Here is a 25561-nt window from a genome sequence, read left to right as displayed (position 1 = left end):
GAACTGCGATACAACGTTAGGCGCCGCCGGAGCCATTCAATCCGTTCCGCGCCGTTCGCGCCGGGTCTCCCGGCCTTCAACCGCATCAAGGGATCAACCATGCCCGCCCCCGCCACACCGCTCGACGAACGCCTGCCGCTGCTCCTGAGCCTGAACGCGGGCTATGTCGACACCCTTGGATTCATCGCGCTGCACGGCCTGTTTTCGGCGCACGTGACCGGCAACTTCGTCACCATCGGCTACGCGCTCGGCAACGGCGCCTCGGGCGCCTGGACCAAGCTGGCGGCCCTGCCGATGTTCTGCCTGGGCGTGTTCCTGGCGCGGCTTTACGGGCAGGCACGACGCGACGCGGGCAAGCCGGCGTTCATGCGGCTGCTCACGGCCAAGACGCTGCTGCTGTGCGTGGCCGCGGCGCTGGCCCTGGCGCTGGGGCCGTTTGCCCCGGGCGACAGCTGGGGACTGTTCGCCACCGGCATGACGCTGGTGCTGGCGATGTCGATCCAGAACGCGGTGCATCGGGTGCACCTGGGCGCGGCCCCGCCCTCGACGCTGATGACGGGCACCACCACGCAGATCATGCTGGACCTGGCCGACGCCGCGCGCGGCCAGGCCGACGAGGCGGCCAGGCGCCGCATGGGACGCATGGGACGGGCGGTGCTGGCGTTCGCGATCGGTTGCGGCGCGGCCGCGCTGCTGCACGTGTCGATCGGGCTGTGGGCCTTCGCGCTGCCGCCGCTGGTGTCGCTGGCGGGACAGGCGCTGGCGCGCCCCTACCCCGGCTGACGCGCCTGGCTGGCGCGCCGGGCCCGGGCGCCCTTGCCCTGGGGCCGCGGATCGCGTGGCGTCTGGCCGGCCCGCCGGCCGCGCAAGCGGCGGGCAATGGCGTCATAGAGCCGCACGCCGGGCGTGCGCATCAGCAGGAACACCAGTACGCCCAGCAGCAGGGCCAGCCATACGGCGCGCAGCGAGATCATGGCGCTCCCCCCGCCGGTTCGGCGCGCAGGTGACGGCGGATCGACCGCGAGAAACCGATCGAATCCTCGCCCAGGATCGGCGGAATGCCGACGAAGCCGCGCTCGCGCAGCGTCTGCAGTGGCAGCCGGGTATCGAGTCCGCCTTGCTCATAAAGGTATTCGGGCAGGTAGCCCGACAACAGGATGCGGTAGTCCAGCGGCAGGCCGGGCACGATGGCCCGCACCATGCGGTAGACCAGCGTGGTGCAGTTGGCGGTGACCGTGTGGTAGAAGCGCGGCGTGTCCGCCAGCTCGTTGGCGGTGCGCACGTACGACAGGAATAGTTCGCGCATGGCATCGACCGGCATTTGCACCGGGTAGATGTAGACATTCTCGGCGCGCGGACCGGCGCGCACGTAGAGCACGTCGCGCTCGTCGGCGGCAACCACGCTCAACTCGAACTTCTTGAAGAAGCCGCCCAGCTCCGAGAATTGTTCGCCGCGCTCCTTGCGGATCTCGACCGAGAACACCACGTGACGGCCATCGGCGAAACCGAACGAGACCAGGGTGTGGGCGATGGCGGGGCCGTCCCAGTACGACAGCACCATGTCGACCGACCGCAGGTCGTTCAGGTCGTAGACCCGGGTTTCCCAACGCTGCGTGTAATCGCTGTCCGAGCGCCACTTGAAGTCACGCACATTGTCCAGCGTGACGATGCTGCCCGCGACATTGCCGCGCAGGGTGCGGGCCACGTCGTCGGCCCAGACGCGGTCGTTGGAGGGCGCGATGCCTTGCCACCAGGCCGCCAGCGCGATCACGGCCAACAGGTAGGCCCACAACGCGGGCCGGCGGCGCAAGCGACCGACGCCATGCCACAGCCGTAGCAAGGCATACAGCCCCAGCGCGACCCAGGCCAGCATCAGCACCGCCTTGGCCCAGACGGCCCCCGGCCCCTGATACCAGAACGCCAGGCAGGCCCACCCGATGGAGAACAGCATCAGCAGGCTGAGCGCGGCCCGGCCCAGCAGCCGCAGGCCGCGCCGGGCCCAGCCGGCGCGGGTGGCGTCAGGCACCGGCGCCATGCTGGCTCACGATTTCCAGCACGCCGTTGATGACGAACTGCACGCCCATGCACACCAGCAGGAAACCCATGATGCGCGAGATGGCCTCGACCCCGCCGTTGCCGATCAGGGCGACGATGCGGCCGGCCGAACGCAGGCAGATCCAGAACAAAAGGCCCAGCAGCGAAAAGACGATGACCGGCGTGACGGCGATGGTCCACGCGGGATACTGGCTGGCGGTCTCGCCGCCGACGGTCGAAGCCGCGCTGATGATCATGGCGATGGTGCCCGGCCCCGCCGTGCCCGGCAGCGCCAATGGCACGAAAGCGATGTTGGGCACCTGGCGGTGAATCGCGACATCGGCGGCGACGTCGGCCTCGCGCTCGTCACTGGCGGCGCTGGCCGCCGACGGAAACAGCATGGTGAAACCGATGCTGACCACGATCAGTCCGCCGGCGATGCGCAGGCCCGGGATCGAGATGCCGAACGTGGCCATGATCCAGGCGCCGGCGTAGTACGTGACCAGCATGATGCCCACCACATAGCAGGCGGCCTGCCGGATCTGGCGTTCGCGCTCCTTGTAGGGAATGTGCTGTCCCAGGGACAGCAGCATGGTCATGGAGGTCAGGGGATTGGCCAGCGGCAGCATGAGCGCCAGGCCCAGGCTGACCAGCTTGCCCAATTGAACCAGATCATCAATCATCGCGGCGAAGGAGAAAACGGCGGGTCGGGAGGGACGAGCAACGCGCGCGTCCGGCGTCATCGACCGCGCTACACCGCACAGTGTAATGTAAGCAAAGGCAAACATCCGTATTTACCGGGTGGCGCGGTCCGGTACCATGCTGCCCGGGTGGCCGCCGGCCACGATCCCTAGAGGAATTGCGCCGTGACCGTCCTTCGCCCGCGCGGCTGGCTTGCCGCCCTGCCCCTGCTGTTCGCCCTGGCCGCCGCGCCCGCCGTGGCCGGCATGGATTGCGCGCGGGCGCGCACGCCCACCGAGAAGACGCTGTGCGCCGATGCCGCGCTGTACCGGCTCGACGATGAGCTCGGCGCCGCCTATGCCAGGTTGCGCGCCGCCCAGCAGCCCGGGCAGAACGAGGCGCTGCGCCAGGCGCAACGCGGCTGGCTCAAGCAGCGCGACGCCTGCGGCAGCGATGCCGAATGCCTGCGCCAGCGCTACGACACCCGCCTGGCGCAACTGCAGGCGCAGCAGTCCCGCGCGCTGGCCTATCGCCCCGACGACATCGATCGCCTGGCGCTGGAAGACCTGCGCCAGGCGATCGAGGCCGCGCGCCAGTCGAATCCGGAATTTGCCGTGGAAACCGTGCTGGCGGCGCGCTCGCTCAAGGCCGAGGCCAGCGCCATCCACAACGAACGCGCGGCGGACGGCGACGGCCCGGCGCGCCTGCCCGCCGCCCGCCCGGCGGGTGTCACCGAGGACGAATGGGCCGCCGTGCTGGCGTCGGACCTGGAATCCGACGCCGAAGAAGGGTCCGTCTCCTACCTGCTGCTGGACCTGGACGGCGACGGCCGCCGCGACCTGGTGCTAGACAGCTACATCGGCGGCACCGGGCTGTTCTCGGAGGTCAGCGCCCTGCGCCGCGACGGCGACCGCTTCCTGCCGGCCGACCTGAGCGGCGCGCCGGACGCCGGCGCCTCGCTCTATACGATCAATGGCCGCGGCGCCAACCAGTCGGGCGACTGGATCCGGCTGCGCGACCGCGTCTACGCCGTCTACCGCGTCGGCGCCTACGGCGAAGACCGGCTCCATCTGCTGCGGCCGCTGCGCCGGGTGGGCGAGGTGCCGACGCTGACGGTGCGCTACCGCTACGAACTGTCGGTGCCGCGCCAGCAGAAGAACAGCGACAAGGGCACGGTCAGGACATTGGACGAGACGCTGCACGCGGCATTGACGCGCGCCGTGGCCGCCGTGCCCGCCGACCGCGCCTGGGGCGACGCGCCAAGCCGCAAGCCGCTGTGTCCCGTGCCGGCCGGCACCGCCCAGGACGAAAGCGGCGCCTACTTCGGCTTCGGGCCGGGCCACTACAGCTACGAGACCGTCGCCGACGTGACGGTGCAGGCGGGCCCGCGCTGCTACGTGGGCCGGGTGGTGGACTGGTTCGGCGACTACAGCGCCAAGTCGGGACTGTCGGCGCAGATCTGGATCCGCGACCCCGCGCCCGGAGACCGGCAGGAATCCTTCGACCTGCACGGCAGGCGCCGCGCCGTCGGCGTCGAAGCCGGCATCGGCCCCGTGGTCGGCGACAACGGCGCGTAGCCCGCGGTCAGCCCCCCGGCCGGCGCCAGTGCCGCGCCGCCAGCGCCAGCAGGCGCGCGTCGGCGCCTTCGGCGGCCACCAGTTGCAACGCCACCGGCATGCCGTCGACAAAGCCGGCCGGCAAGGCGATGGCCGGCAGCCCCAGCAGGTTCCACGGATTGGTCAGGCCCAGCAGCGTCTCGCGCACGGCGGCGCTGCCGGGGCCGGCCACGCTGCGCTGCTGCAGCGCCGGCGCGGTGATCGCCACCGCCGGCAACGCCAGCACGTCGACCCGCTCGAAGATGCCCGCGAACACGCCGCGCAACCGCTCGCGGGTGTTGCGCGCGCGGACGTATTCCCAGCCCTGCACCGGACGCGAGGCGCGCAGGCGCTCCAGCACTTCGGGATCAAACTTGCCGGGTTCGTCCTCGACCCGCTCGGCGTGCACTTCATAGGCTTCCGAACGCTGGATGGCGCCCAGCGCCGCCTGCAAAGCGCGAGCGTGGCGCGTGACCTCGGCGCCGTCCACCAACACGCCGCCGAAGCCTTCGGCGAGCGCGCGGGCGCGGGCCGTGACGGCCGCATCCTCGATGGCGAACGGCGCATTCGGCACCCACATCATGCGCGGCGCGGCCAGCCCGGGATCGGCCGCCTCGGCATAGGCGCCAATCGCGCCGCCGGACAACGCCTGCATGAAGACCTGCGCATCCTCGACGCTGTTGGCCAGCACGCCGGCATCCTCGATGCTGGGCGCCAGCGGGAACACGCCGCGGGCCGACACGCGGCCATGGGTCGGCTTGAAACCGACCACGCCGCACAGCGCGGCGGGCACGCGCACCGAGCCGCCGGTGTCGGTGCCCAGCGCCACCGGCACCATGCCCGCGGCCACCGCGGCGCCGCTGCCGGCGCTGGAGCCGCCCGTGATCTGGCTGGTGCGCCACGGATTGCGCGCCGCGCCCTGGACGCTGCGGTCGCCGGTGGGGCCGTAGGCGAATTCATGCGTGAGGGTCTTGCCGATGACGATGGCGCCCGCCGCGCGCAACAGCGCCACGCAGTCGGCGTCGGCCGCGGGCCGGTGCCCAAGGAAGTGCGCCGCGCCCATGGTGGTGGGCATGTCGCCGGTATCGACGTTGTCCTTGATGGCGACGGGGATGCCGTGCAGCGGCCCGCGCACCTGGCCGCGGGCCCGCTCGGCGTCCAGCGCGCGGGCGGCGGCCAGGGCGGCGTCGGCGTCCACGTGCACGAAGGCGTTCAGTTGCGGGTTCAGGCGCTCGATGGCCGCCGCCGCGTGGCGCACCAGCGCTTCGGCGTCGAGCGCGCCCTGGCGCATGGCGTCCTGCAGTTCGGCCACGGTGCGGCCGGCGAAAAAGCCGGGTTCGACGGCCAGCGCCGGAACGGGGTTGGATTGCGGATTCATCGCGTGGCTCCCTGGTAGTTGGCGGGCAGGCGCGGGCCGACGCCCGGACGCACCTGCAACATGGCGATCATGCCGACCGCCGTGGCGACCGAGGCGGCCACGAACATGACCGAATAGCCGTGGCGCGCCGCCAGGTAACCGGTCAGGGTCGGCGCCAGGATCGAGGCGATGTTGGCGAAGAAGTGCATCAGGCCGCTGAAAGTGCCGACGCGGCTGGCGGGCGCGGTATCGATCACCACGGCCCAGTAGACCGAGTTGGGCATGGCGTTGAGCGCGTTGGCCAGCGTCATCAGCGCGATCACGGCGAACACCGACTGCGCCTGTGACACCAGCAGGAAGCACAGCGTGGTGGCCAGCAGGCAGCCGGCGGCGAACCAGCTGCGGGCGATCTTCAGGTTGCCGGTGCGCCTGGCCAGCATATCGGAGATGCGGCCGCCCAGCAGCACCGTGACGCAGGCGCCGGTCCAGGGAATCATGCCCATGTACCAGAGCGAGGACAGGCTGTAGCCGAAGGTGTCCTGCAGGTACTTGGGAGTCCAGGTCAGCAGCAGGAAGTTGACGTAGTTGAACGAGAAATAGCCCAGGGTGTTCAGCACCAGCGTCTTGCTGCGAAAGAAGCTCCACCACGGCAGCGCCGGCGCGTCGCCGCCCTGCCCGGCCGCCGCCTGCTCGGCGCGCGCCGCCTGGATCTCGCGCAGTTCGGCCGGGGACACGCGCGGGTTGGTGTCGGGCCGGTCGGTGAAGATGCGCATGAACAGCACCAGCACGAGCAGGCCGGCCGCGCCCAGGATGTAGAACATGGCGCGCCAGCTGCCGGTCAGGCTCAAGAGGCCCACCGCCACGGGCGCGGTCAGCAGCGCGCCCAGCGGCGTGCTGAGCAGGCCGAAGCCGACCACGAAGCCGCGTTCGCGCGGCGTGGCCCAGTTGGCGATGGTCTTGTTGATGATGGAGTACGCCGGCCCCTCGGCCGCGCCGAACAGGATGCGGATGGTGGCAAAGCCGGCCAGCGCCGAGCCGCCCAGGAAGGCCAGGCCGAAGTCGCCGGCCCAGGCGGTGGCGATCTCGAAGATCGACCAGGTCACGCCGGCCACGATCCAGACCTTGCGCGGGCCGTAGCGGTCGGCCAGCATGCCGCCGAACAGCGCGCCGACCATGTAGCCATAGCCGAAGTAGCCCAGCACGGCGCCCCAGTCGCCGCGATCCAGACCATATTCGCCGGTGATGTGCGCGGCGGCGTAGGACATGGCGCCGCGGTCGATGTAGTTGATCAGTGCCAGCAGCACGACCATGGTGAAAATTCGGTAACGGAACCGCGAGTTCCGGGATTCAAGTGTCATTGCGATCAATCCAGTCGATTTACCCAAACGTTTGGGTTGCGCAATGCTAAGGGCTCCGAACGCAAAAATCGACACCGTGTAAACCCTAGGTTGCCGCCTAAGGCCCTGGGACGGTATTCGTGCGTGTATCCTCCAGCTCCATGAACAAATCCCGCCCTGTCACGTTGCAAAGCCTGGCGCGGCAGCTCGGCCTGAACGTGTCGACCGTGTCCCGCGTCCTCAATGGTTCCGAGGACGACGCCCGCGCCGCCGCCGCGCCCGACACCGTCAAACGGATCCGGGCGCTGGCCGCCGAGCTGCAATACCAGACCAATCCCCACGCCGCCAGCCTCAAGACGCGCCGCAGCCGCACCATCGGCGTGCTGGTGCCGCGCCTGTCGGACATGGTGCTGGCGACCATCTACGAAGGTATCGACGAGGCCGCGGCCGAACACGGCTACCTGACCTTCGTGTCCAACACCCAGGACGTGCCCGACAAGCAGCGCAAGCTGATCGACATGGCGCTGGCGCGGCGCGTGGACGGCCTGATCCTGGGCGACGCCCACAGCCACGACGGCGCCGCGCCCAATCCGCTGCTGGCCGAACTGGCGCGGCGCGACGTGCCGTTCGTGCTGGTCAGCCGCCATGCCGACGACCACTGCGCCGTCACCTGCGATGATCTCGAAGGCGGCCGGCTGGCGGCCGAGCACCTGCTGGCCATGGGCCACCGGCGCATCGCGGTGATGGTGGGCGAACCCTTCACCAGCACGGGCCGCGACCGCTCGGCGGGCTTTTTCGCGGCCTGTGCCAGGCACGGCGTCGAGGTCCCGGCCGCATGGCGCATCGAAAGCCCGTTCGACACCGACGCCGGCCGCCACGTGGGCGCGCGCTTGCTGGCCGGCCCGGACCGCCCCACCGCCATCTTCGCGGTCAACGACTTCCTGGCGGTGGGCGTGATGGGCGCGGCGCGCGAGCACGGCCTGGAGGCCGGCCGCGACGTGGCCGTGGTGGGCTACAACGACACGCCGCTGGCGGGCGCCCTGCCCATCGGCCTGACCACCATCCACTCGCCCATGCACCAGATGGGGCGGTTGGGGCTGGAACTGTTGCTGCAGAAAATCGCCGGCGGCCGCCCGGACAGCGTGCGGCTGGCGCCCACGCTGGTGGTGCGCGGCAGCAGCGACCGGCCGATACCGGGCTGAACCGCGCCGACAGGCTCGGCCACCGGCCGCATGGCCAACCACCGGGCCCGATCGGCCCGGACGATCGCCGCTTTCCTCACCCCCGCGCCGGCTTGACCGCCCGCGTCGCCAGGAACGTCGGCACGTAGCGGTCGATCAGGAAGCGCGGCCGCGGCTGGAGGTCTTCGTGAAAGCCCGCCAGCAGGAAACCGGCGTCCAGCTGGCCGCCGATCTGGTCGCGCAGGCTGTGGCCGAACACCAGAGCCTCGCCGCGCGCGCGCTTGGCGTCCAGCGCCGCCGCGTCGAGCGCGCGGGTGTCGGCGTAGGGCAAGGCATGCACCGGCCGGATCAGCCCGTCCCGGGCGTAGCGCGGATCGCGGTCGCCGACGAACACCACCGGGTTGTAGAAGCTCGACAGCAGGCTGCCGCCCGGGCGCAGCACGCGAAAGCACTCGCGCCATACCGGCCGCACATCGGGCACGTATAGGTTGGAGATCGGGTGGAACACCACGTCGAAGGACTGGTCGGCGAAGGCCGACAGGTCGCGCATGTCGCCCTGCACGGTGGCCAGCGCCAGGCCGTCGCGCGACGCCACGGCGCGGTCCTGCGCCAGCTGGCGTTCGGACAGGTCGAACACGGTGACCTCGGCGCCGGCCGCGGCCAGCACCGGCGCCTGCTGGCCGCCGGCGGACGCCAGGCACAGGACGGCCAGGCCCTTCACCTGGTCGAGCCAGCCGGCCGGCAAGGGGCCGGGCGTCAGGCGCACGGCCCAGTCGCCGCGGCGGGCGGCGGCGATGACGTCGGGGGTGACGGGGCGCGACCACTCGCAGTCCTGCGCGGCGAGCTGGTCCCAGGCGGCCTGGTTGTGGGCGATGAGGTCGAACGGATCGTGAGCAGGCATGAAGCCTCCGGAGTCGTGATGCGGACAGGGCCGCGCGGGGCGCGGCTGGCGGACGGGCGCGTTGGCGCGACAGGCCCGGCGTGCAGACCCGGCATCACGGACGGCGCGGCCCGCTCGTCGGGCGAGGCGGGCGCGTCAGCGGATGGGGTCGCCGGATGGGGTCGCGGGATTGGGTCGCTTCAGGCAGCGAGGATCACGTCGTCATACTCCGGTGGGATGGCGGCCATTCTAGCGCACGCCCCGCTGGTGCCGGCGCGCGGAGCGCGGCAAGGCATCGGGCGGCAAACCCCTGCCGCCAAAGAGATTCGCGGCCCGGATATCATGATCGCCCCAAGACAACACCCTTTGAACCAGGCATCCACGCCATGAGCACCTCATCCCCCAGGCTCGTCGACATCGGCGGCAAGCGCGTTCTGCAATACGGCGAGACCGGCCCGGCCCTGGCCACCGGCCAGGACACCAATGACCTGATCAGCGCCGCCTGGGAACACGAGGCCGAGTGGCTGGCGCTGCCCGCCGCGCGCGTGCATCCCGATTTCTTCCGGCTGGAAACGCGCATCGCCGGCGAGCTGATCCAGAAGTTCGTCAACTACCGCCTGCATTGCGCGGTGGTAGGCGATATCTCGGCGCACCTGGCCGCCAGCAAGTCGCTGCGCGACTTCGCCTACGAGACCAACCGCGGCCGCGTGTTCTGGCTGCTGGAGGACATGGCGGCGCTGACGGCGCGACTGACGGCAGGCCAAGGCTGAGCGGGCCATCGGTCGGCTGCCTGGCTCGTCCCCCTGCCCGGCGAGCTCGTGGCGCGGCTAGTGGTTATTGCTGGCATGGAAAAAACGGCAACTCAAGGAAAGCGCCAAGCTCGGTCCATTGCGCAAAGCCCCTTCGGCGCGGACGGTCTTGCTTGACGCTGGCTCGCCCCGAACCGTATTCTTATTTGAACGATCATTCCATAAACCACGCCATGCGCACCAAGGATTTCGAACCCGACGAAGTCGCCGACGCCGCCATGCAGGTGTTCTGGCGGCGCGGCTATGCCGCGACCTCCGTGCAGGATCTGGTGGACGGCACCGGGCTGGGACGCGGCAGTCTCTACAACGCCTTCGGCAGCAAGCAAGGCCTGTACGAGGCCGCGCTGCGGCGCTATCACGAACTGACGGCCGCCAATCTCGACCTGCTGGCCCGGCCCGGCAATGCGCGCGAGCGCATCGGCCGCCTGCTCGACTTCATCGCCGACGACGAATTGCGCGAGCCCTCCCGGCGCGGTTGCCTGGTCGCCAACGCCTCGCTCGAAATGGCGGGGCAGGATGAGATGGTGGCCGAACTGGTGCGGCGCAATTTCCAACGCCTGGAAAAAGCGCTGGAACAGATCCTGGCCGAAGGGCAGGCCAACGGCGAGATCGACGCCGGCAGGTCGCCGCGCGCGCTGGCCCGCTTCATCGTCACCACCGTCCAGGGCCTGCGCGTGGTCAGCAAAGGCAGCAACGCGCGCGAGCGCCGCCAATGGCTGGGCGACGTGATTTCAGTGGCGCTGGGCACGATCTAGCACATCCCCTGGCATACTGGACCGCCTCGGCACCCGCGCTTTTTTTCGTTCTTTTTTGGAATGATCATTCCAATTCAATCGCAATCGGAGTTTCCGCATGAGTTTCACCTCTCCCCTGCCCGCCGAGGGCTGTCCCGAACACGGCGCCGACAGCCTGCCCATGGGCAGGCTGCTGGCCCTGGCGCTGGCGGGCTTCATCGCCATCATGACCGAGACCGTCCCCGCCGGCCTGCTGCCGCAGATCGGCCTGGGCCTGGGCGTGTCCGAGGCGCTGGCCGGCCAACTGGTGACCCTGTTCGCGGCCGGCTCGGTGCTGGCGGCCATTCCCATCATCGTCGCTACCCGCGGCTGGAACCGCCGCCCGCTGTTGCTGTTGGCCATCGGCGGCCTGTGCATTTTCAACGTGGTGACCGCGCTGTCGGCGCACTACGCGCTGGCGCTGGCGGCGCGCTTTGGCGGCGGCATGGCGGCCGGCCTGCTGTGGGGGCTGCTGGCTGGCTACGCGCGCCGCATGGTGGCCACCCGCCAGCAGGGCCGGGCCCTGGCGGTGGTGGGCGCGGGCCAGCCGCTGGCGTTGTGCCTGGGCGTGCCGGCCGGCGCCTGGCTGGGCAGCCTGATGGACTGGCGCGGCGTGTTCTGGCTGATGGCCGCCGTGTCGCTGGCGCTGGTGGTCTGGATCCGCGCGGCCGTGCCCGACTTCGCCGGCCAGGCCGCGCGCCAGCGCCTGCCGATCGCGCGGACCCTGCTGCTGCCCGGCATCCGGCCGATCCTGTTCGTGCTGTTCACCTGGATCCTGGCGCACAACGTGCTCTATACCTACATCGCGCCCTACCTGATCCACCTGGGTCGGCCGGCGTCCGTGGACATGGTGCTGCTGGTGTTCGGCGCCAGCGCGGTCGCCGGCCTGTTGTTGACGGGCGTGCTGGTGGACCGCCGCCTGCGCCGGCTGACGCTGCTGTCGCTGGCACTGTTCGCGCTGACCGCCACCGCGCTGGGCCTGGCCGGCGCCCACCCCGTCGTCCTGATGGCTGGCGTGGCGTTGTGGGGACTGAGCTTCGGCGGCGCGCCGACGCTGTTGCAGACCGCCCTTGCCGACACCGCCGGCGAACATTCGGAGGTGGCGCAATCGATGCTGGTCACGATCTTCAATCTGGGCATCGCCAGCGGCGGCCTGCTCGGCGGCGTGCTGCTGGACACGGCCGGCGCGGGCTCCTTCGCATGGACGGTGGCGGCACTGGCCGCGATCGCGCTGCTGGCGGCCTGGCGCGCCCGCGGCCACGGCTTCCGCCCCGGTCACCGGCACTGACGTCAGGGCCGCGGCGGGCGTACGGCCGCCGTGACCGAGCGGCGCGCCGCGGCGACCCTCAGTCGCGCGCGCTGCGGCCGGCGATCGCCGCCAGTGGCGCCAGCATGCATGCGGCGGCGGCCAGCAACGTGGCCGGCAGCCCCCAGCGGTCGACGCCGATGCCGCCCGCCAGCGCCCCCAGCGCGATCGCCAGATTGAACACGCCGACGAACCAGGACGTCGCCGCCTCGATGGCGCCGCGTGAAGCCTGCATCACCCAGGTCTGCAACGCGACCGAAACGCCGCCGTACGACAGGCCCCACAGCAGCAACAGCGCCACCACGGCGCCGCGCGCCTGGCCCAGCCACGGCAGCAATGCCAGCGTCGCCAGCAGGCCCAGCAAGATCGCCAGCAGGGTCGCGCGTGGGTGCCGTCCCGCCATGCCGCCGGCGGCGAAATTGCCCGCGATGCCGGCCACGCCGTAGGCGAACAGCAGCGGGCCGATCCAGGCCGGCGCGAACCCCGCCATCGACTGCAATACGGGCCGCACGAAGGTGTAGGCCATGAAATGCCCGGCCACCAGGAACAGCGTGATGAACAGCCCCCGCCGCACGTCGGGGTTGCGCAACTGCCGGCCCAGCTGGCGCGCCGTGACCGATTGCGCCACCGGCAGCGGCGGCAAGGCCAGCGCGGCGAACAGCAGCACGGCCGCGCTCAGCGCCGCCATGGCGCCAAACGCGCTGCGCCAGCCCGCCAGATTGCCGATCAATGCGCCCAGCGGCACCCCCAGCACCGACGCCACCGCCACGCCGCCGAAGATCACGGCGGTGGCCATGCCGATGGCGGCGGGCGGCACCAGCCGTCCCGCCAGGCCGCCGGCCACCGCCCAGATGCCGCCGATGCAGACGCCCACCAGCACGCGCGCGGCCAGGAACCACGCCATGTCCGGCGCCAAGGCGCTGCCCAGGTTGGCGGCGGCCAGCAGCAACAGCAGGCCGCACAGGATGCGGCGGCGGTCGACGCCACGCGCGCCCATCACCACCAGCGGCGCGCACAGCGCGGCCAGCAGGCCGGGCACCACCATCAGCCAACCGACACGGCCGGTCGACGCGTCCAGGCTGGCGGCGATCGGCAGCAGCAAGCCCACGGGCAGCATCTCCGTGGTGACGACGCAGAACGTCGCCATGCCGGCCGCCAGCACGCCGGCCCAGGCAGCGGGCGGGCTGGTGGCCGCCGTGGCGGGCCGGGGTTCGATGGCGATGCTGCGGGTCATGGGAGGTTTCTCACCTGAGGGGAACAATGGAAAAGTGAATGGCGGGCCGGTCGTGGGGTCCATCTACCTGGCCAGTCTACTGTTTCCATTTCACTGATAAAGTAGCCTCATGGATAAACAAAAGGGACGATTTGTCGCCAATCGAGCGCTCGCTCCCCTTTCCTGTTGGAACTGCCCATGACGCCCCTCACCGCCACCGGCATCGACCACCTCGGCGACGTGCTCGCATTCGTGCGCGTCGCCGACGCGCAGAGTTTCACGCTGGCCTCCGAACGGCTGGGCCTGTCGCGCTCGGCCATCGGCAAGTGCATCGCGCGGCTCGAACAGGGCCTGGGCGCGCGGCTGTTGCATCGCAGTACCCGCAGCGTCAGTCTCAGCGACGAAGGCCGGCTCTTCTACGAGCACGCGCAGCGCATCCTGGCCGAAGTCGACAACGCCACCGGCGCCATGGCCAGCCGCCAGGAGGCGCCGCGCGGCCGCCTGCGCATCGACCTGCCGGTGGCGCTGGGCCGCCTGCACATCATGCCGCTGCTGGCGTGCTACCTGCGGCAATGGCCCGAGGTCGAGGCCGACGTGAGCTTCAGCGATGACTACGCCGACCTGGTGCGCGATGGCATCGACCTCGCCATCCGCATCGGCGGCGAGGCCGACAGCCGGCTGGTGCGGCGCGTGCTGGCGCCGCATCGGCTCATCACCTGCGCCGCCCCTGCCTACCTGGAACGCCACGGCGTCCCGGCCTCGCCCGACGCGCTGGCGCGCCACCGGACGCTGGCCTTTACCCACATGGGCGCGCCCGTGCCGTGGCGTTACGCCAGCCATGGCCAGGAGCGCAGCGTCGCCGTGGCCGGGCGCCTGCGGCTGGGCGACACCGAAGCGCTGCGCGATGCCGCGCTCGAGGGCGCCGGCATCGTCCAGCTGGGCGCCTTCCTGGTCGGCGAAGACCTGCGCCAGGGCCGCCTGGTGCCGCTGCTGGAAACCCACGCGCCACCCGGCGCGCCGGTCTGCGCCGTGTACCCGCACCGGCGCCACCTGGCGCCCAAGGTACGCCGCCTGATCGACGAGATCGCGGCGCGCTGGGCCGGCGGCGCGCCCTGGGGCGGGTTCGGGTCGCCTCCGATTTGAATCAGCTATCATGATGATCAGCATCGCCTTGCACGATGCAAACGCCCGCGCCCCGCAGACTCACACTAGCATAGCGCGGCACCCAGCCGGCCTTCTTGCCGCGCTAGCCTGACCCGCCTTACCCCCGGAGTTTTTCTTGAGCGACATCTATCACTTCAGCCGCGGCACCGCGCCGCTGCTGATCTCCATTCCCCACCTGGGCAGCCAGTTGCCCGATGCGCAGCGCGCCCGCATGACGGCCGTCGGCCAGCAGTCCGGGGACACCGACTGGCACCTGGACACCCTGTACCAGTTCGCCGACGCGCTGGGCGCCTCGGTGCTCGGCGCGCGCTACTCGCGCTACGTGGTCGACCTGAACCGCCCGCCCAACGACGAAAGCCTGTACCCCGGCCAGACCAAGACCGGCCTGTGCCCGACCCACACCTTCCGCGGCGAGGCGCTGTACCAGCACAACGCGGCGCTGACCGACGACGAGCGCGAGCATCGTCTGCAGACCTACTGGCAGCCGTACCACGCCAAGCTGCGCGAGGAACTCGACCGCATCCGCGCCGAACACGGCACCGTGCTGCTGTGGGAAGCCCATTCGATTGCCAGCGTGCTGCCGCGCCTGTTCGAAGGCAAGCTGCCCGACCTGAACGTGGGCACGGCCGACGGCGCCAGTTGCGCGCCCGACATCCTGGACGCCATCGCCGAACGCCTGCCCGGCTGCGGCTACACCAGCGCCGTGAACGGCCGTTTCAAGGGCGGCTACATCACCCGCCACTACGGCTCGCCGGCCGAAGACATCCATGCCGTGCAACTGGAGATGTGCCAGTCCACGTATATGGACGAGTCCTATCCCTACGGCTACCAGGCGAACGCGGCCGCCAAGGTCATCCCGGTGGTCGAGGGCATGGTGCGCGCCGCGCTGGCGCAAACGCTGGCGCGCAAGCGCTGATCCGCCCGCCCGACCGCCCGATGAACCGCCTGCCCGACCGCGACGCGGATCCGTATCCCGAATGGAGCCTGCTGCTGGCCTGGGTGGCGGTGGTGCAGGCCGCGTCGGTTTCGGGCGCGGCCCGTTTGCTGGGACTGTCACAGGCGGCGGTGTCGCAACGGATCAAGCAGCTCGAAGCCGCGCTGTCGACCGAACTGCTCGACCGCAGCACCCGGCCGGCGCGCCCCACCCCCGCCGGCGACCTGCTGTTCGAGCACGCGTCGCGCCTGCTGGCGCAGGCCGGCGACATGACCGAAAGCGTGCGCAACCTGAGCCGCGCGCGGCGCAACATCGTGCGCTTCGGTTGTGTCGACTCGTTCGCCGGCACCCTGGGGCCGACGCTGATCCACGGGCTGTCGGGCGCGTCGCGCCAGATCCGGTTGTGGTCCGGCATTACCCCGGTGCTGGACAGACAACTGGAAGAACGCCAGCTGGACCTGGTGATCAGCACCAGCGCCGCCGCCGATGCGCCCGCGATCCGCAAGCTCGGCCTGTTCAGCGAGCCCTACCTGCTGGTGCTGCCGCGCGCCACGCCGCCGCAGGAAGCGCGCTCGCTGGCCGAACTGGCGCGCCGCAGCCCGTTCATCCGCTACAGCGCGCGTTCGCACATCGGCGCCGCCATCGACCGGCTGCTCGAATCGCGCGGCGTCTTCATCGAGCGCACCTTCGAATTCGATAACACCGATCCGCTGCTCAGCCTGGTCACGGCCGGCCTGGGCTTCGCCATCAGCACGCCGCTGTGCATCTGGCAATCGCGCCATTTCGTCGATCAATTGCGGGTGTTGCCTCTGGCGCCCTGCCTGGACAAGACCCGCGCCGATGCGCCTGACCTGGCGCGCAGCTTCTATCTGGCGGCGCGGCCGCAGGAGGCCGGCAAGCTCCCGGCCGAGGCCCGCAACGTGATCCTGGTGGCGGTCGAACGGCTGATGCGGCAAGACGTGGCGCCGGCGCTGGGCTTGCCGCCTGCCACGCTCTGGCGCAGCCTGCGCCGCTGAGCCGCCGGCCGCGCGCGTCGGGCGCCCCGGCCCGCGCCGTCACGACACCGCGCCGCGCCCATAGCTGCCCGTCAGCAGCGCGCCGCGCGTGAAACGCGCCAGCGCATACGGCGCCAGGGGGACGTCGGTCGCCAGCCCCAGCGCTTCCTGCGCCAGCACCCGCCCCACCGCCGGCGACAGCTTGAAACCATGTCCGGAAAAACCGAATCCGGCCACCAGCCCTTCGACCCCGGCGATACGTCCCAGCACGGGATTCCAGTCGGGCGTGACGTCGTACACGCCCGTCCACGACGCGGCCAGTCCGGCCTCGGCATAGGCCGGAAAACGCGCGGCCACCTGTTCGCCGACCTCGGCCACGTAATCCAGCGGCACATCGCCCTGCTCCACCTCTCCGGGCGCCAACCTTTCGCCCTCCGTGCCCTCGCTGACCAGCATCTGGTTGCCGCCATAGCTGCGGCAATAGAGCATGCCGGGCGAGGCCAGGTCCTTGTAGACGGGCATCGTGTAGGCATAGGGCGCGGCGGCGCATTGCAGCGCCAGCACCGCGTGGCGCTCGGGCGCCAATGGCATCGCCACGCCGGTCCAGGCCGCCAGTTCGGCGGTCCAGATGTTCTGGGTGCTGACCACCACCGCGCTGGCGTAGTCGCCCGCCGACGTGGTCACGCCGGTCACGCGCCCGTTTCGAGTCAGCAGGCCGTGCACGGCCACGTTCTCGCGGATCGTCACGCCGCGCCGGCGCGCGGCGCGCGCGAAGCTGGTCGCGACCAGGTAGGCGTCGGCGAAACCGGCCTCGGGCTCGAAGCCGATCAGCGCGGCATCGCCGAAATCGGCGATCGGCAGCAGCTCGCGCGCCTGCGCCGCGTCCAGTTCGTGCACCGGGATGCCCAGCGCGCGCTGCTGCGCCAGCGCCGCGGCCAGCGGCGCGCGCTTGTCATCGTCGGCCGCGGCTATCAGGTAGCCGCAGCGCACCAGGCCGCTGGCGGCGTCGTCGTCGCCGACGTAGGCGGCGAAGTCGGTGAACGCGCCCCACGAACGCCGCGCCAGTTCGACGTTCTCGCGCACCGAGTAATGGGTGCGCAGGATGCCCGACGATTGCGCGGTGGTGCCAGCGCCGATGGCGCCGCGGTCCAGCACCAGCACGTTGCGGGCGCCCAGGGCCGCCAGGTGGAAGGCGACCGAGGCGCCGACCACGCCAGCGCCGATCACGATCACGTCATAACTCTTCATGGCCACGCTCCAGAAAGCAATGGCGGCAGTGTGACGCGGGCCGCGGCCGGCGCCCGCTATATCAGCGCGGCGAATATTGAGTAGAAGCGACCGATGGGCAACGATGGAAGGAAAACGGCGTCATGGCAGCCGGCCCGCCAGCGTCCAGGCCAGGCGCCAGCGGCTGCGCGACGGCCAGTGTGCTGTCCCGTGGACACGCCCGCACGAAATCCAGGGGACAGCACACTAGGCCGCGCCCGGCTGACGCCACGACATCGTCGCGCCGCGCCCCTCCTCGGCCAGGAACTCCACCAGCGCCGGCAACGAGGCGTCCATCGGCCGGTTGGCGTGGATGCGCATCACGTATCCCCACGAGCCCGGCATGCGCAGCCCCGGCGCCAGCGTCACCAGCCGGCCGCTGGCCAGTTCCTCGTCGATCAATGGCGCTCGCCCCAGCGCGATGCCGACGCCGGCGGCCGCCGCCGCCACCACCGTGCTCAGGCCGCTCAGCACCAGCGGATCCTGGCCGGCGCTTTCCGGCAGGCCCAGGCGCGGACGCCAGGTGCGCCAATCGGTTTCGGGACTGTCGATGTGCTTTTCCTCCAGCCAGCGGTGGCGCGTGAAGACCGCGGGGTCGTCGCGTTCGTCGGGCGCGACCAGCGCCGGGCTGCACACCGGCACCACGGTTTCCGTCATCAGCGGGATATCGCCCGGCGCCGCCAGGTGCGGGCCGAGGGCGCGCACGTGCAGGAAGGCCAGGTCGATGTCCTGCGCTTTCCAGGCAGGGTCCTGGCTGGCGTGCAGGAACACCTGGATGTCGATGTCCGGGTGCAGTTCGATGAAGCGGCCGATGCGCGGCGCCAGCCAAAGCGCGGCCAGCGAGGGGTTGGCCGACACGTTCAGGTTGTAGCGCCGCTTGCCGCGCGCGCTGCTGCGGGCATGGCGGCAGGCGGTCTCCAGCAGGGTCAAGGCCTGTTGTACCGACACCAGCAGCGCGGCGCCGGCCTCGGTGGTTTCCGCCCGGCGCACCGTGCCGCCCCGGCGCAGCAGGCTCACGCCCAGGTCGGCCTCCAGCGCGCGCAGCTGATGGCTGACGGCGCTCTTGGTGACGTTGAGCTCGGCCGCGGCGCGGCTGAGGCTGCCCAGGCGGGCGACGGCCTCGAAGGCGCGCAGCGCGGCCAAGGGCGGCATATGGGTGGGCAGGGTCGGCATGGGTTGAGTTTATCTCAACCCATGATTGAATAACTATCGCTATCGCGCAAGGGCCGGATGCGTGACCATGCAGGCTCTGCAAGGAGCATTGATATGTATTTCGATTCGAGGCTTTGGCAATTGACCGCGGGGCTGCGCGCCGGCATGGCGGGCGGCATTTTCCTCGGCCTGCTGGCGCTGGCCGCGGGCATCGCCCGCTACGTTTTCCTGGGCCAGCTGCTGGCGCGCGTGTTCGACGGCGCGCCCTGGCAGGACTGGCTCGCGCCGGCCCTGTGCGCCGGCGCCATGGTGCTGCTGCGCGCCCTGCTCGACCACCTGCGCACGGTGCAGGCCAACCGCTGCTCGGCGCAGGTGCAGCAGACGCTGCGCGCGCGGCTCTACGACCGCATCGTGGCGCTGGGGCCGGCCTGGTTCGCCAACCAGCGCACCGGCGGCGTGATGCTGACGGTGGTGGACGGCGTGGAGCAGTTGCAGACCTTCTTCGGCCAGTACCTGCCGCAGGTCGCCATCGCCGCGGCCGCGCCGTTCGCGATCTTCGCGGTCATCGCCTTCTGGGACGTGCCGACCGCGCTGGTGTTCCTGGTCGCGGCGTTGTTCGCGTTGTTCGGGCCGATGGCCGTGCACATGCTCGACCGCCGCGCCAGCCTGGCGCGCACCCGCTCGCTGAACGAATTCGGCGAGGAATTCCTGGACGCCGTCCAGGGCCTGCCGACACTGAAATCGTACGGCCAGGGCAAGGCCTGGGGCGAGCGCCTGGCCGCCCGCGCCCGGGCCCTGTCGGACAACACCTTCTGGGTGCTGTCGGTGAGCCTGCTGACGCGCGGCATCAGCGATCTGGGCGTGGCGCTGGGCGCCGCGCTGGCGCTGACCGTGGGCGCCTGGCGCGTGGCCGCCGGCGACATGAGCGTGGAAGCGCTGCTGATCGTGCTGATGGCCGGCACCGAGATCTTCCGCCCGCTGCGCGACCTGCGCTCGGTGCTGCACCGGGGCATGCTGGGCCAATCGGCCGCCGCCAGCATCCACGCGCTGATGGACGCGCAGCCGCTGACCGCCGCCCCCGCCGTGCAGGCGGGCGCCGCCCCCGCGCGGCTCGACCCCACTATCGAATTCGACGCGGTGGCGTTCTCGTATTCGCCGCAGCGCCCGGCGCACCAGGGCCTGTCGTTCCGCGTCGCCGCCGGCGAACGCGTCGGCATCGTCGGCCCCAGCGGCGCCGGCAAGTCCACCATCGTGCGCCTGCTGTTGCGCGAGTGCGTGCCGCAGGCCGGCGCCATCCGCGTCGGCGGCCACGACGTCAACCGGCTCGACACGCAGACACTGCTGGGCCAGATGGCGCTGGTCAGCCAGGACATCACGCTGTTCCACGGCACCATCGACGAGAACCTGCGGCTGGGCCGGCCCGACGCCAGCCATGACGAGGTGCGCGCCGCCGCCCGCGCCGCCAACATCGACGACTTCATCATGGCGCTGCCGCAAGGCTACGCCACCCGCATCGGCGAGCGCGGGCTGCAACTGTCGGGCGGCCAGCGCCAGCGCGTGGCGATCGCCCGCGCCCTGCTGCGCGACGCGCCCATCCTGATCCTGGACGAGGCGCTGTCGTCGGTCGACACCGAGAACGAAGCGCTGATCCAGCAGGCCCTGGACCGCCTGATGGCCGGCCGCACCACGCTGATCCTGGCGCACCGCCTGGCCAGCGTGATCGGCGCCGACCGCTGCCTGGTGCTGGACCAGGGCCGCGTGGTCGAGCAGGGCCCGCACGATGAACTGATGCGCCAGCGCGGCCTGTATTACCGCCTGATGCATGAACAGGCCCTGGCGCTGGCCGCGCCGGCCGCGCCCGTCCCGGCCACGATGGCGCGCGCGGCCACGCCCGCCGCCCATGGCAACGACGATGACGCCGGCGGCCAGGGCCCGGCGCTGCGCTCGCTGGATGCCGATGCCGAACAGGTCGGCTGGCGCGCCACGCTGGCGACCCTGCTGTCGGTGGTGCAACCCTGGCGCGGCACCCTGATCGCCACCATCCTTCTTGGCGTGGCGCGGGTGGCGGCCTTCATCGGCGTCGGCGTGCTGAGCGCGCTGGTGGTGGCCGCCATCCGCGACGGCCGCGACACCTCCGCGCTGATCGTCGGCCTGCTGATCGCCGCGCCGCTGGCCGCGCTGTTCCACTGGCTCGAATCGTGGCTGGCGCACGCCATGGCCTACCAGCTGCTGGCCGACATGCGCGTCAAGCTCTACGACAAGCTGGAGCGGCTGGCGCCCGCCTACCTGCTGCAACGCCGCTCCGGCGACCTGGTGGCGCTGGCGACGCAGGACGTCGAAATGGTCGAGTACTTCTACGCCCACACCATCGCGCCGGCCATCGTCTCGGTGCTGGTGCCGCTGTCGGTGCTGGGCTTCCTGGCCTTCTACAGCTGGCCCGTGGCGCTGGCGCTGCTGCCGTTCCTGGCCTATGCGCTGGTGTCGCCGGTGCGCGGACGCCGCAAGGTCGACGCGCTGGGCGACCACGCCCGCCAGGCGCTGGGCGAGATGAGCGCGCACACCACCGACACCATCCAGGGCCTGGCCGACCTGACCGCGTTCCAGGCCACCGGCCGCCGCCGCGAGGAATTCCTCAAGATCGCCGACCAGTACCGCGTGCGCCGCCTGGATATCCTGCGCGACCTGTCGCGCCAGACCGCCTGGTTCGAGACCGCCATGGGCCTGGGCGGCCTGGCCGTGGCCGTGGTCGGCGCGCTGCAGGTGTCGGCCGGCGCCCTGTCGGCCAGCATGCTGCCGCTGCTGGTGCTGATCGCGCTGGCCACCTTCCTGCCGGTGTCGGAGATCTCCCAGGTCAGCCGCCAGCTGGCCGACACCATCGCCGCCACCCGCCGCCTGCACGTGGTCAACAACGAACCCGAGCCGGTCACCGACGGCCCGCTGCCGCCGCCGGCGGCGCCGCACGGCCTGTCGCTGGCGTTCGACCACGTGTATTTCACCTATCCCGGCAAGAGCCAGGACACGCTGCGCGACCTGAGCTTCACCGTGCCGGCCGGCGCCACCGTGGCCGTGGTCGGCGCCTCGGGCGCGGGCAAGAGCACCGTGGCCAGCCTGCTGCTGCGCTTCTGGGATCCGCGCCAGGGGGCGGTCAAGCTCGACGGCGTGGACGTGCGCCAGCTGCGGCTGGACGGCCTGCGCGAACGCGTGGCGCTGGTGACGCAGGACACCTATCTGTTCAACGACACGCTGGAGGGCAACATCCGCCTGGCGCGTCCCGACGCCAGCCGCGAGGAACTGGCGCGGGCGCTGGAACAGGCCGCGCTCGGCGATTTCGTGCGCAGCCTGCCCGAGGGCCTGGCCACGCGCGTCGGCGAACGCGGCATGCAGCTGTCCGGCGGCCAGCGCCAGCGCATCTCGATCGCCCGCGCCTTCCTGAAGAACGCGCCGGTGCTGATCCTGGACGAAGCCACCTCGCACCTGGACACCCTGTCCGAGATGCAGGTGCGTGGCGCGCTGGATGTGCTGATGCGGCACCGGACCACGCTGGTGATCGCGCACCGCCTGGCCACCATCCGCGACGCCGACCTGATCCTGGTGCTGGACAACGGCGCCCTGGCCGAGGCCGGCACCCATGACCAGCTGCTGCGCAAGCAAGGCGCGTACGCCCGGCTTGCCAGCCACCAGGGGGCGCGCGACCTTACCGCCGGTAGCGCAACGTCTCTTCCGACGTAGCGTTGCGCCGCACCTCGTCCGCCGTGAACCACACCCGCTTGCTGCCAAAGCTGTTGTACAGGTCGAACTGGTCGCGGGTGTGCGGCGACGGCGTGCCGTCCGGGGCGACGAAGCCGCTCTGCCCCGGCGCCACCACGTCCACCGCGCGCACCGACCTGCCGTCGAACACCGTCATGTTGTTCTCGGTGCCGCGGTTCTGCGTGGCCGGATAGCTCAACACCGCCTTGGCGTCGGCCTGCGGCACGCCCAGGAAGTTCTTGGGCGCGAACACCATCGGCGGCGCCGGGATCTTCCACGCGGCCGGATCCTTGCCATAAACCTGGCGCAAGGCCGCCAGCGCGTCGTCCAGCGCCGCCAGGATGACATCGTCGGCGCGCGCGCCATTGAAGAAGTCATACCGCTGCGGCACCCCGGCAGCCGGACCCGCCAAGGCGTTGAACAACACCTTCACGCCGGTGGTCAGGTTGAGCGAACCAGTGGCAGGCGCCTGCGGCGTCGGATACCCGGTGGCGCTGTACCACTTGAAGAAGTCGGCCGGCATCTCGTCGGCCAGGGTGCGCTTGAGCATCGCGCGGAGCCAGGCGTCCATCACCGCCGGGCCGGCGTTGTCGTAGTAGCCCGGCTCGCGCTCGCTGGTCATCATGCCGTCCCAGCCCCCCAGCCCCGCCACCAGCCGCACGCGCGGATCGTCGGCCGGCAGCCCCTGCACCGCGCGTTGCAGGAACGGCAGGAAATGGCGGCGGTTGACGTCGGCATAGCTGGTGGTGCGGATCAGGTCCCACATCTGTTGCGGGCTGACCTTGCCGCCGTTGGCGGTCATGGCCTTCAGGCGCGTCTCGATCTCGGCATAGCGGTCGGCCTGCCCCCAGACGATGGCGAACAGGTCGGTGGAGGGATAGCCGCGCATCGGCTGGTTGTTCCAGTTTGCGATGAACCCCTGGCCCGGGTTGTAGACCTGCGGATTGGTCGAGAACGGCAACAGGCCCAGCCAGTCCATTTCGCCGGTGCCCGGCACCGGCAGGCGCGGATCGTGGCCCGGCCGGCGCCTGGGATAGAAGCCCGTGTGCGCGTAGCCGATGTTGCCGCGGTCGTCGGCGTAGTACCAATTGATGGTCAGCGCGTGGCGCGCCGCCTGCGCCTTCCATTGTTCCCAGTTGGCCGACTGCGTCTTGCGGGTCCAGGCCATCAGCGATTGCAGTTCAAAGCCCTCCCAGGCGCGCGCCTTGGCATAGGCCACGTGCTGCGCGTCGTCGAACTTGACGATCAGGCCATGCACGCTGCGGTACACATCCAGCGTCACCGGCGCCGCGTCCTTCACCAGGATCAGGTCAGTGCGCTTTTCCAGCGTCTTCCATTGGCCGTCGTGGAAATAACGGTTGCGGTCGGCCGGATCGAGCTTCTCGGCGTAGATGTCGACATCGTCGCCGAAGCCCGCGGTCGAGCCCCAGGCCACGTGCGCATTGTGGCCGAACAGGATGGAGGGATAGGCGAACGGCGTGTTGCCGACCACGTCGAAGCCGGCGCCGTGCAGGCCGATGCCGTAGGTGTAGGCCGGATTCCACCAGCCGAACTGCGGGCCGTTCAGCAGGATCGAACGGGCATCCTCGGCATGGTCGCGGCCCACGATCCACATGTTGCTGGTGGTCGGGAAGCCCGCGATGCCCGGCTGGCCCGATTGCGCGTATTGCTCGGCCAGTCGAGCCCGCAGCGTGGCGGGCGCGCCATCGACCACGCCGCGCGTGGCCGGATCGCGCACCACGCGTTCGAGCATCGGCGGCGTGCCGTCGTAGCGCGGCAGCGCGTAGGCCAGCTGGTCCGCGCCTTCAGGCTGGAACACGGCCGGCTGGTAGCTGCCCTCCTGGGGCGGCACCGTGGTCGGCGCGCGGCTGTCCGTCAGCCAGCGCAGCTGGTTGAAGATGCGCATGGCCTCGGCCTCGCCGTGCCTGTCCTTGAGCGCCGTCAGCAGCGCCAGGTTGTCGATCTCGCTGTTGGCGTCAGAGAAGCGGTTCGCCATGGTGCCGATGAAGATCATCGCCACGTCGTAGGCGGTCCAGTCGGCCGGCGCGAAGCCCAGGTCGTTGAATTCCTTGGGCATCAACTGCCCCGGCTGCGCGCGGATCCGCGCCAGCCAGGCGTTCATGCCGGCCGCGTAGCCGTCCAGCACCTGGCGGTCGGCGGCCGGCAGCGCCGCCAGCTGGCGCTGGATGCGTTCGGGCGAGAAATTGCCGCGGATGGATTTGTCGAACGCCACCATCGACGCGCCGAGCACTTCGGCCACCCGGCCCTGGGTGCTGCGCCGCGCCATCTCCATCTGGAACAGCCGGTCCTGCGCCACCGCGTAACCGTAGCCGTAGAAAATGCCGTACACCGTGTCAGCGTAGACGTGCGGCATGCCATGGGCGTCGCGCCGGATCGTGACCTTGCCGTCGACGCCTTGCGCCGGGGCCGCGACGGCTGCGGACTCCTGGCCCGCGGCTTGCGCCACGGGTTGCGCCATCGCGGGCAGGCAGGAACAGGCCGCCACCAGGGCGGCCGACAACACATGCTGCTTCATTGAATCTGTCTCCGTATCGAATGGGACCGCGCCGCGAGCCTGCCGCGGGCGATGGCGGCGCCTCTGCCGGGCGCCGTCCGCGGACCATGATACGGAGCCGCTATCTATAATTCCAATGCATTTAATTCATACGATTCATGCGGTTGGAACATGGACTTCCAGAAACTCAAGCACCTGCTCGCCGTGGTCGAACACGGCACCTTTTCGCGCGCCGCCGACAAGGTCAACCTGTCGCAGCCCGCGCTCAGCCGCAGCATCCAGGCGCTGGAGGCCGAGCTTGGCCTGCCGTTGCTGGACCGCGGCACCCGCCAGGTGCGCCTGACGCCCTACGGCGCCTGCGTCGCCGAACGCGCCCGCCGCATGCGCTACGAGGAAGCCGAACTGCGGCGCGAACTCAAGACCCTGGCCGGCGGCGAATCCGGCGCGCTTTCGATCGGGCTGAGTCCCACGCCCGCCTCGCTGCTGCTCACGCCCTTCCTGGCCCACATGGCCACCCATTACCCGCAGGTGCGCGTGGCCGCCGAACTGGGCACCACGGCCGCCCTGGTCGACCTGCTGCGCGCCGAACGCATCGACGCCATGGTTTGCGACGCCCGCATGC

The 25561-nt window shown here is 70.8% G+C and carries 21 protein-coding genes; 11 read left to right on the top strand and 10 right to left on the bottom strand.

Annotation, left to right across the window (positions count from 1 at the left end; genetic code table 11):
* Window positions 1-99 precede the first annotated feature (99 nt).
* Window positions 100-783 (top strand): YoaK family protein, encoded by a 684-nt coding sequence (locus DK459_RS25265; protein ID WP_024068575.1) that lies wholly within the window; start codon window positions 100-102, stop codon window positions 781-783.
* Here DK459_RS25265 and DK459_RS25260 read toward each other — a convergent pair.
* From DK459_RS25260 to DK459_RS25250, 3 genes are read right to left on the bottom strand one after another with little or no spacing between them, the layout of a single operon-like run.
* Window positions 771-974 carry a hypothetical protein gene (locus DK459_RS25260; protein ID WP_024068574.1) on the bottom strand — a complete coding sequence of 68 codons (204 nt, stop codon included), beginning with the start codon at window positions 972-974 and terminating at the stop codon, window positions 771-773. The genes DK459_RS25265 and DK459_RS25260 overlap by 13 nt on opposite strands.
* On the bottom strand, window positions 971-2035 hold the full coding sequence (locus tag DK459_RS25255; RefSeq protein ID WP_006386413.1) for a DUF4105 domain-containing protein: 1065 nt from the start codon (window positions 2033-2035) through the stop codon (window positions 971-973). Before DK459_RS25255 ends, DK459_RS25260 begins: the two co-directional genes overlap by 4 nt.
* Window positions 2019-2717: a MarC family NAAT transporter gene (locus DK459_RS25250; RefSeq protein ID WP_006386414.1), complete on the bottom strand. Its 699-nt coding sequence runs from the start codon at window positions 2715-2717 to the stop codon at window positions 2019-2021. The genes DK459_RS25255 and DK459_RS25250 overlap by 17 nt, the downstream gene beginning before the upstream one ends.
* 183 nt (window positions 2718-2900) lie before the next feature.
* Here DK459_RS25250 and DK459_RS25245 point away from each other — a divergent pair, with 183 nt between their 5' ends.
* The gene (locus DK459_RS25245) at window positions 2901-4292 is read left to right on the top strand and encodes a lysozyme inhibitor LprI family protein (protein ID WP_024068573.1); all 1392 of its coding nucleotides are present in this window, start codon (window positions 2901-2903) and stop codon (window positions 4290-4292) included.
* Window positions 4293-4299: 7 nt separating this feature from the next.
* Here the strand turns inward: DK459_RS25245 and DK459_RS25240 are convergent, their stop codons facing one another.
* Entirely contained in the window at window positions 4300-5688 is a 1389-nt protein-coding gene (locus DK459_RS25240; protein ID WP_024068572.1) for an amidase, read from the bottom strand.
* The gene (locus DK459_RS25235) at window positions 5685-7025 is read right to left on the bottom strand and encodes an MFS transporter (protein ID WP_006386417.1); all 1341 of its coding nucleotides are present in this window, start codon (window positions 7023-7025) and stop codon (window positions 5685-5687) included. The genes DK459_RS25240 and DK459_RS25235 overlap by 4 nt, the downstream gene beginning before the upstream one ends.
* 140 nt (window positions 7026-7165) lie before the next feature.
* On the opposite strand from DK459_RS25235, the gene DK459_RS25230 reads away from it, so the two are divergent.
* Window positions 7166-8206, top strand: coding sequence for a LacI family DNA-binding transcriptional regulator (locus DK459_RS25230; RefSeq protein ID WP_006386418.1), 1041 nt, complete (start codon window positions 7166-7168; stop codon window positions 8204-8206).
* A 76-nt stretch (window positions 8207-8282) separates the two neighbouring features.
* Here the strand turns inward: DK459_RS25230 and DK459_RS25225 are convergent, their stop codons facing one another.
* A complete protein-coding gene (locus tag DK459_RS25225; RefSeq protein WP_024068570.1) occupies window positions 8283-9086 on the bottom strand; it encodes a class I SAM-dependent methyltransferase in 804 nt (267 codons plus the stop codon).
* 365 nt (window positions 9087-9451) lie between these two features.
* Between DK459_RS25225 and DK459_RS25220 the strand changes: the two genes are divergently transcribed.
* The 3 genes from DK459_RS25220 to DK459_RS25210 all read left to right on the top strand — a co-directional run bounded on the left by DK459_RS25220 (window position 9452) and on the right by DK459_RS25210 (window position 11935).
* Window positions 9452-9835, top strand: coding sequence for a DUF4180 domain-containing protein (locus tag DK459_RS25220; RefSeq protein WP_006386420.1), 384 nt, complete (start codon window positions 9452-9454; stop codon window positions 9833-9835).
* A 212-nt stretch (window positions 9836-10047) separates the two neighbouring features.
* The gene (locus tag DK459_RS25215) at window positions 10048-10629 is read left to right on the top strand and encodes a TetR/AcrR family transcriptional regulator (protein WP_006386421.1); all 582 of its coding nucleotides are present in this window, start codon (window positions 10048-10050) and stop codon (window positions 10627-10629) included.
* Between the two features lie 97 nt (window positions 10630-10726).
* Window positions 10727-11935 (top strand): MFS transporter, encoded by a 1209-nt coding sequence (locus tag DK459_RS25210; protein ID WP_020927237.1) that lies wholly within the window; start codon window positions 10727-10729, stop codon window positions 11933-11935.
* A gap of 58 nt (window positions 11936-11993) precedes the next feature.
* Here DK459_RS25210 and DK459_RS25205 read toward each other — a convergent pair whose 3' ends face one another.
* Window positions 11994-13187: an MFS transporter gene (locus DK459_RS25205; protein WP_070541080.1), complete on the bottom strand. Its 1194-nt coding sequence runs from the start codon at window positions 13185-13187 to the stop codon at window positions 11994-11996.
* Window positions 13188-13364: 177 nt separating this feature from the next.
* On the opposite strand from DK459_RS25205, the gene DK459_RS25200 reads away from it, so the two are divergent.
* From DK459_RS25200 to DK459_RS25190, 3 genes are all read left to right on the top strand, one after another.
* Window positions 13365-14309, top strand: a complete 945-nt coding sequence (locus tag DK459_RS25200; protein ID WP_024068567.1) for a LysR family transcriptional regulator — start codon at window positions 13365-13367, stop codon at window positions 14307-14309.
* A 136-nt stretch (window positions 14310-14445) separates the two neighbouring features.
* Window positions 14446-15246, top strand: a complete 801-nt coding sequence (hutG, locus tag DK459_RS25195; RefSeq protein WP_006387048.1) for an N-formylglutamate deformylase — start codon at window positions 14446-14448, stop codon at window positions 15244-15246.
* A 20-nt stretch (window positions 15247-15266) separates the two neighbouring features.
* The gene (locus DK459_RS25190) at window positions 15267-16280 is read left to right on the top strand and encodes a LysR family transcriptional regulator (protein ID WP_024068566.1); all 1014 of its coding nucleotides are present in this window, start codon (window positions 15267-15269) and stop codon (window positions 16278-16280) included.
* 39 nt (window positions 16281-16319) lie between these two features.
* Here DK459_RS25190 and DK459_RS25185 read toward each other — a convergent pair whose 3' ends face one another.
* Both DK459_RS25185 and DK459_RS25180 read right to left on the bottom strand, forming a co-directional pair.
* The gene (locus DK459_RS25185; RefSeq protein WP_024068565.1) at window positions 16320-17507 is read right to left on the bottom strand and encodes an FAD-binding oxidoreductase; all 1188 of its coding nucleotides are present in this window, start codon (window positions 17505-17507) and stop codon (window positions 16320-16322) included.
* A gap of 225 nt (window positions 17508-17732) precedes the next feature.
* Window positions 17733-18698, bottom strand: coding sequence for a LysR substrate-binding domain-containing protein (locus tag DK459_RS25180; protein WP_006387045.1), 966 nt, complete (start codon window positions 18696-18698; stop codon window positions 17733-17735).
* 93 nt (window positions 18699-18791) lie between these two features.
* Here DK459_RS25180 and cydC point away from each other — a divergent pair, with 93 nt between their 5' ends.
* Window positions 18792-22406: a thiol reductant ABC exporter subunit CydC gene (gene cydC, locus DK459_RS25175; RefSeq protein WP_110135136.1), complete on the top strand. Its 3615-nt coding sequence runs from the start codon at window positions 18792-18794 to the stop codon at window positions 22404-22406.
* Here the strand turns inward: cydC and DK459_RS25170 are convergent.
* On the bottom strand, window positions 22372-24960 hold the full coding sequence (locus tag DK459_RS25170) for a penicillin G acylase (protein WP_110135135.1): 2589 nt from the start codon (window positions 24958-24960) through the stop codon (window positions 22372-22374). The two genes, cydC and DK459_RS25170, sit on opposite strands and share 35 nt — an antisense overlap.
* A 150-nt stretch (window positions 24961-25110) precedes the next feature.
* On the opposite strand from DK459_RS25170, the gene DK459_RS25165 reads away from it, so the two are divergent.
* On the top strand, window positions 25111-25561 hold a 451-nt coding region (locus DK459_RS25165; RefSeq protein WP_146221930.1), incomplete at its 3' end, for a LysR family transcriptional regulator.

The organism is Achromobacter sp. RW408 (assembly GCF_003184165.1).
Lineage (GTDB): Bacteria > Pseudomonadota > Gammaproteobacteria > Burkholderiales > Burkholderiaceae_B > Achromobacter > Achromobacter xylosoxidans.
This window is presented reverse-complemented; position numbering and strand designations above follow the sequence as displayed.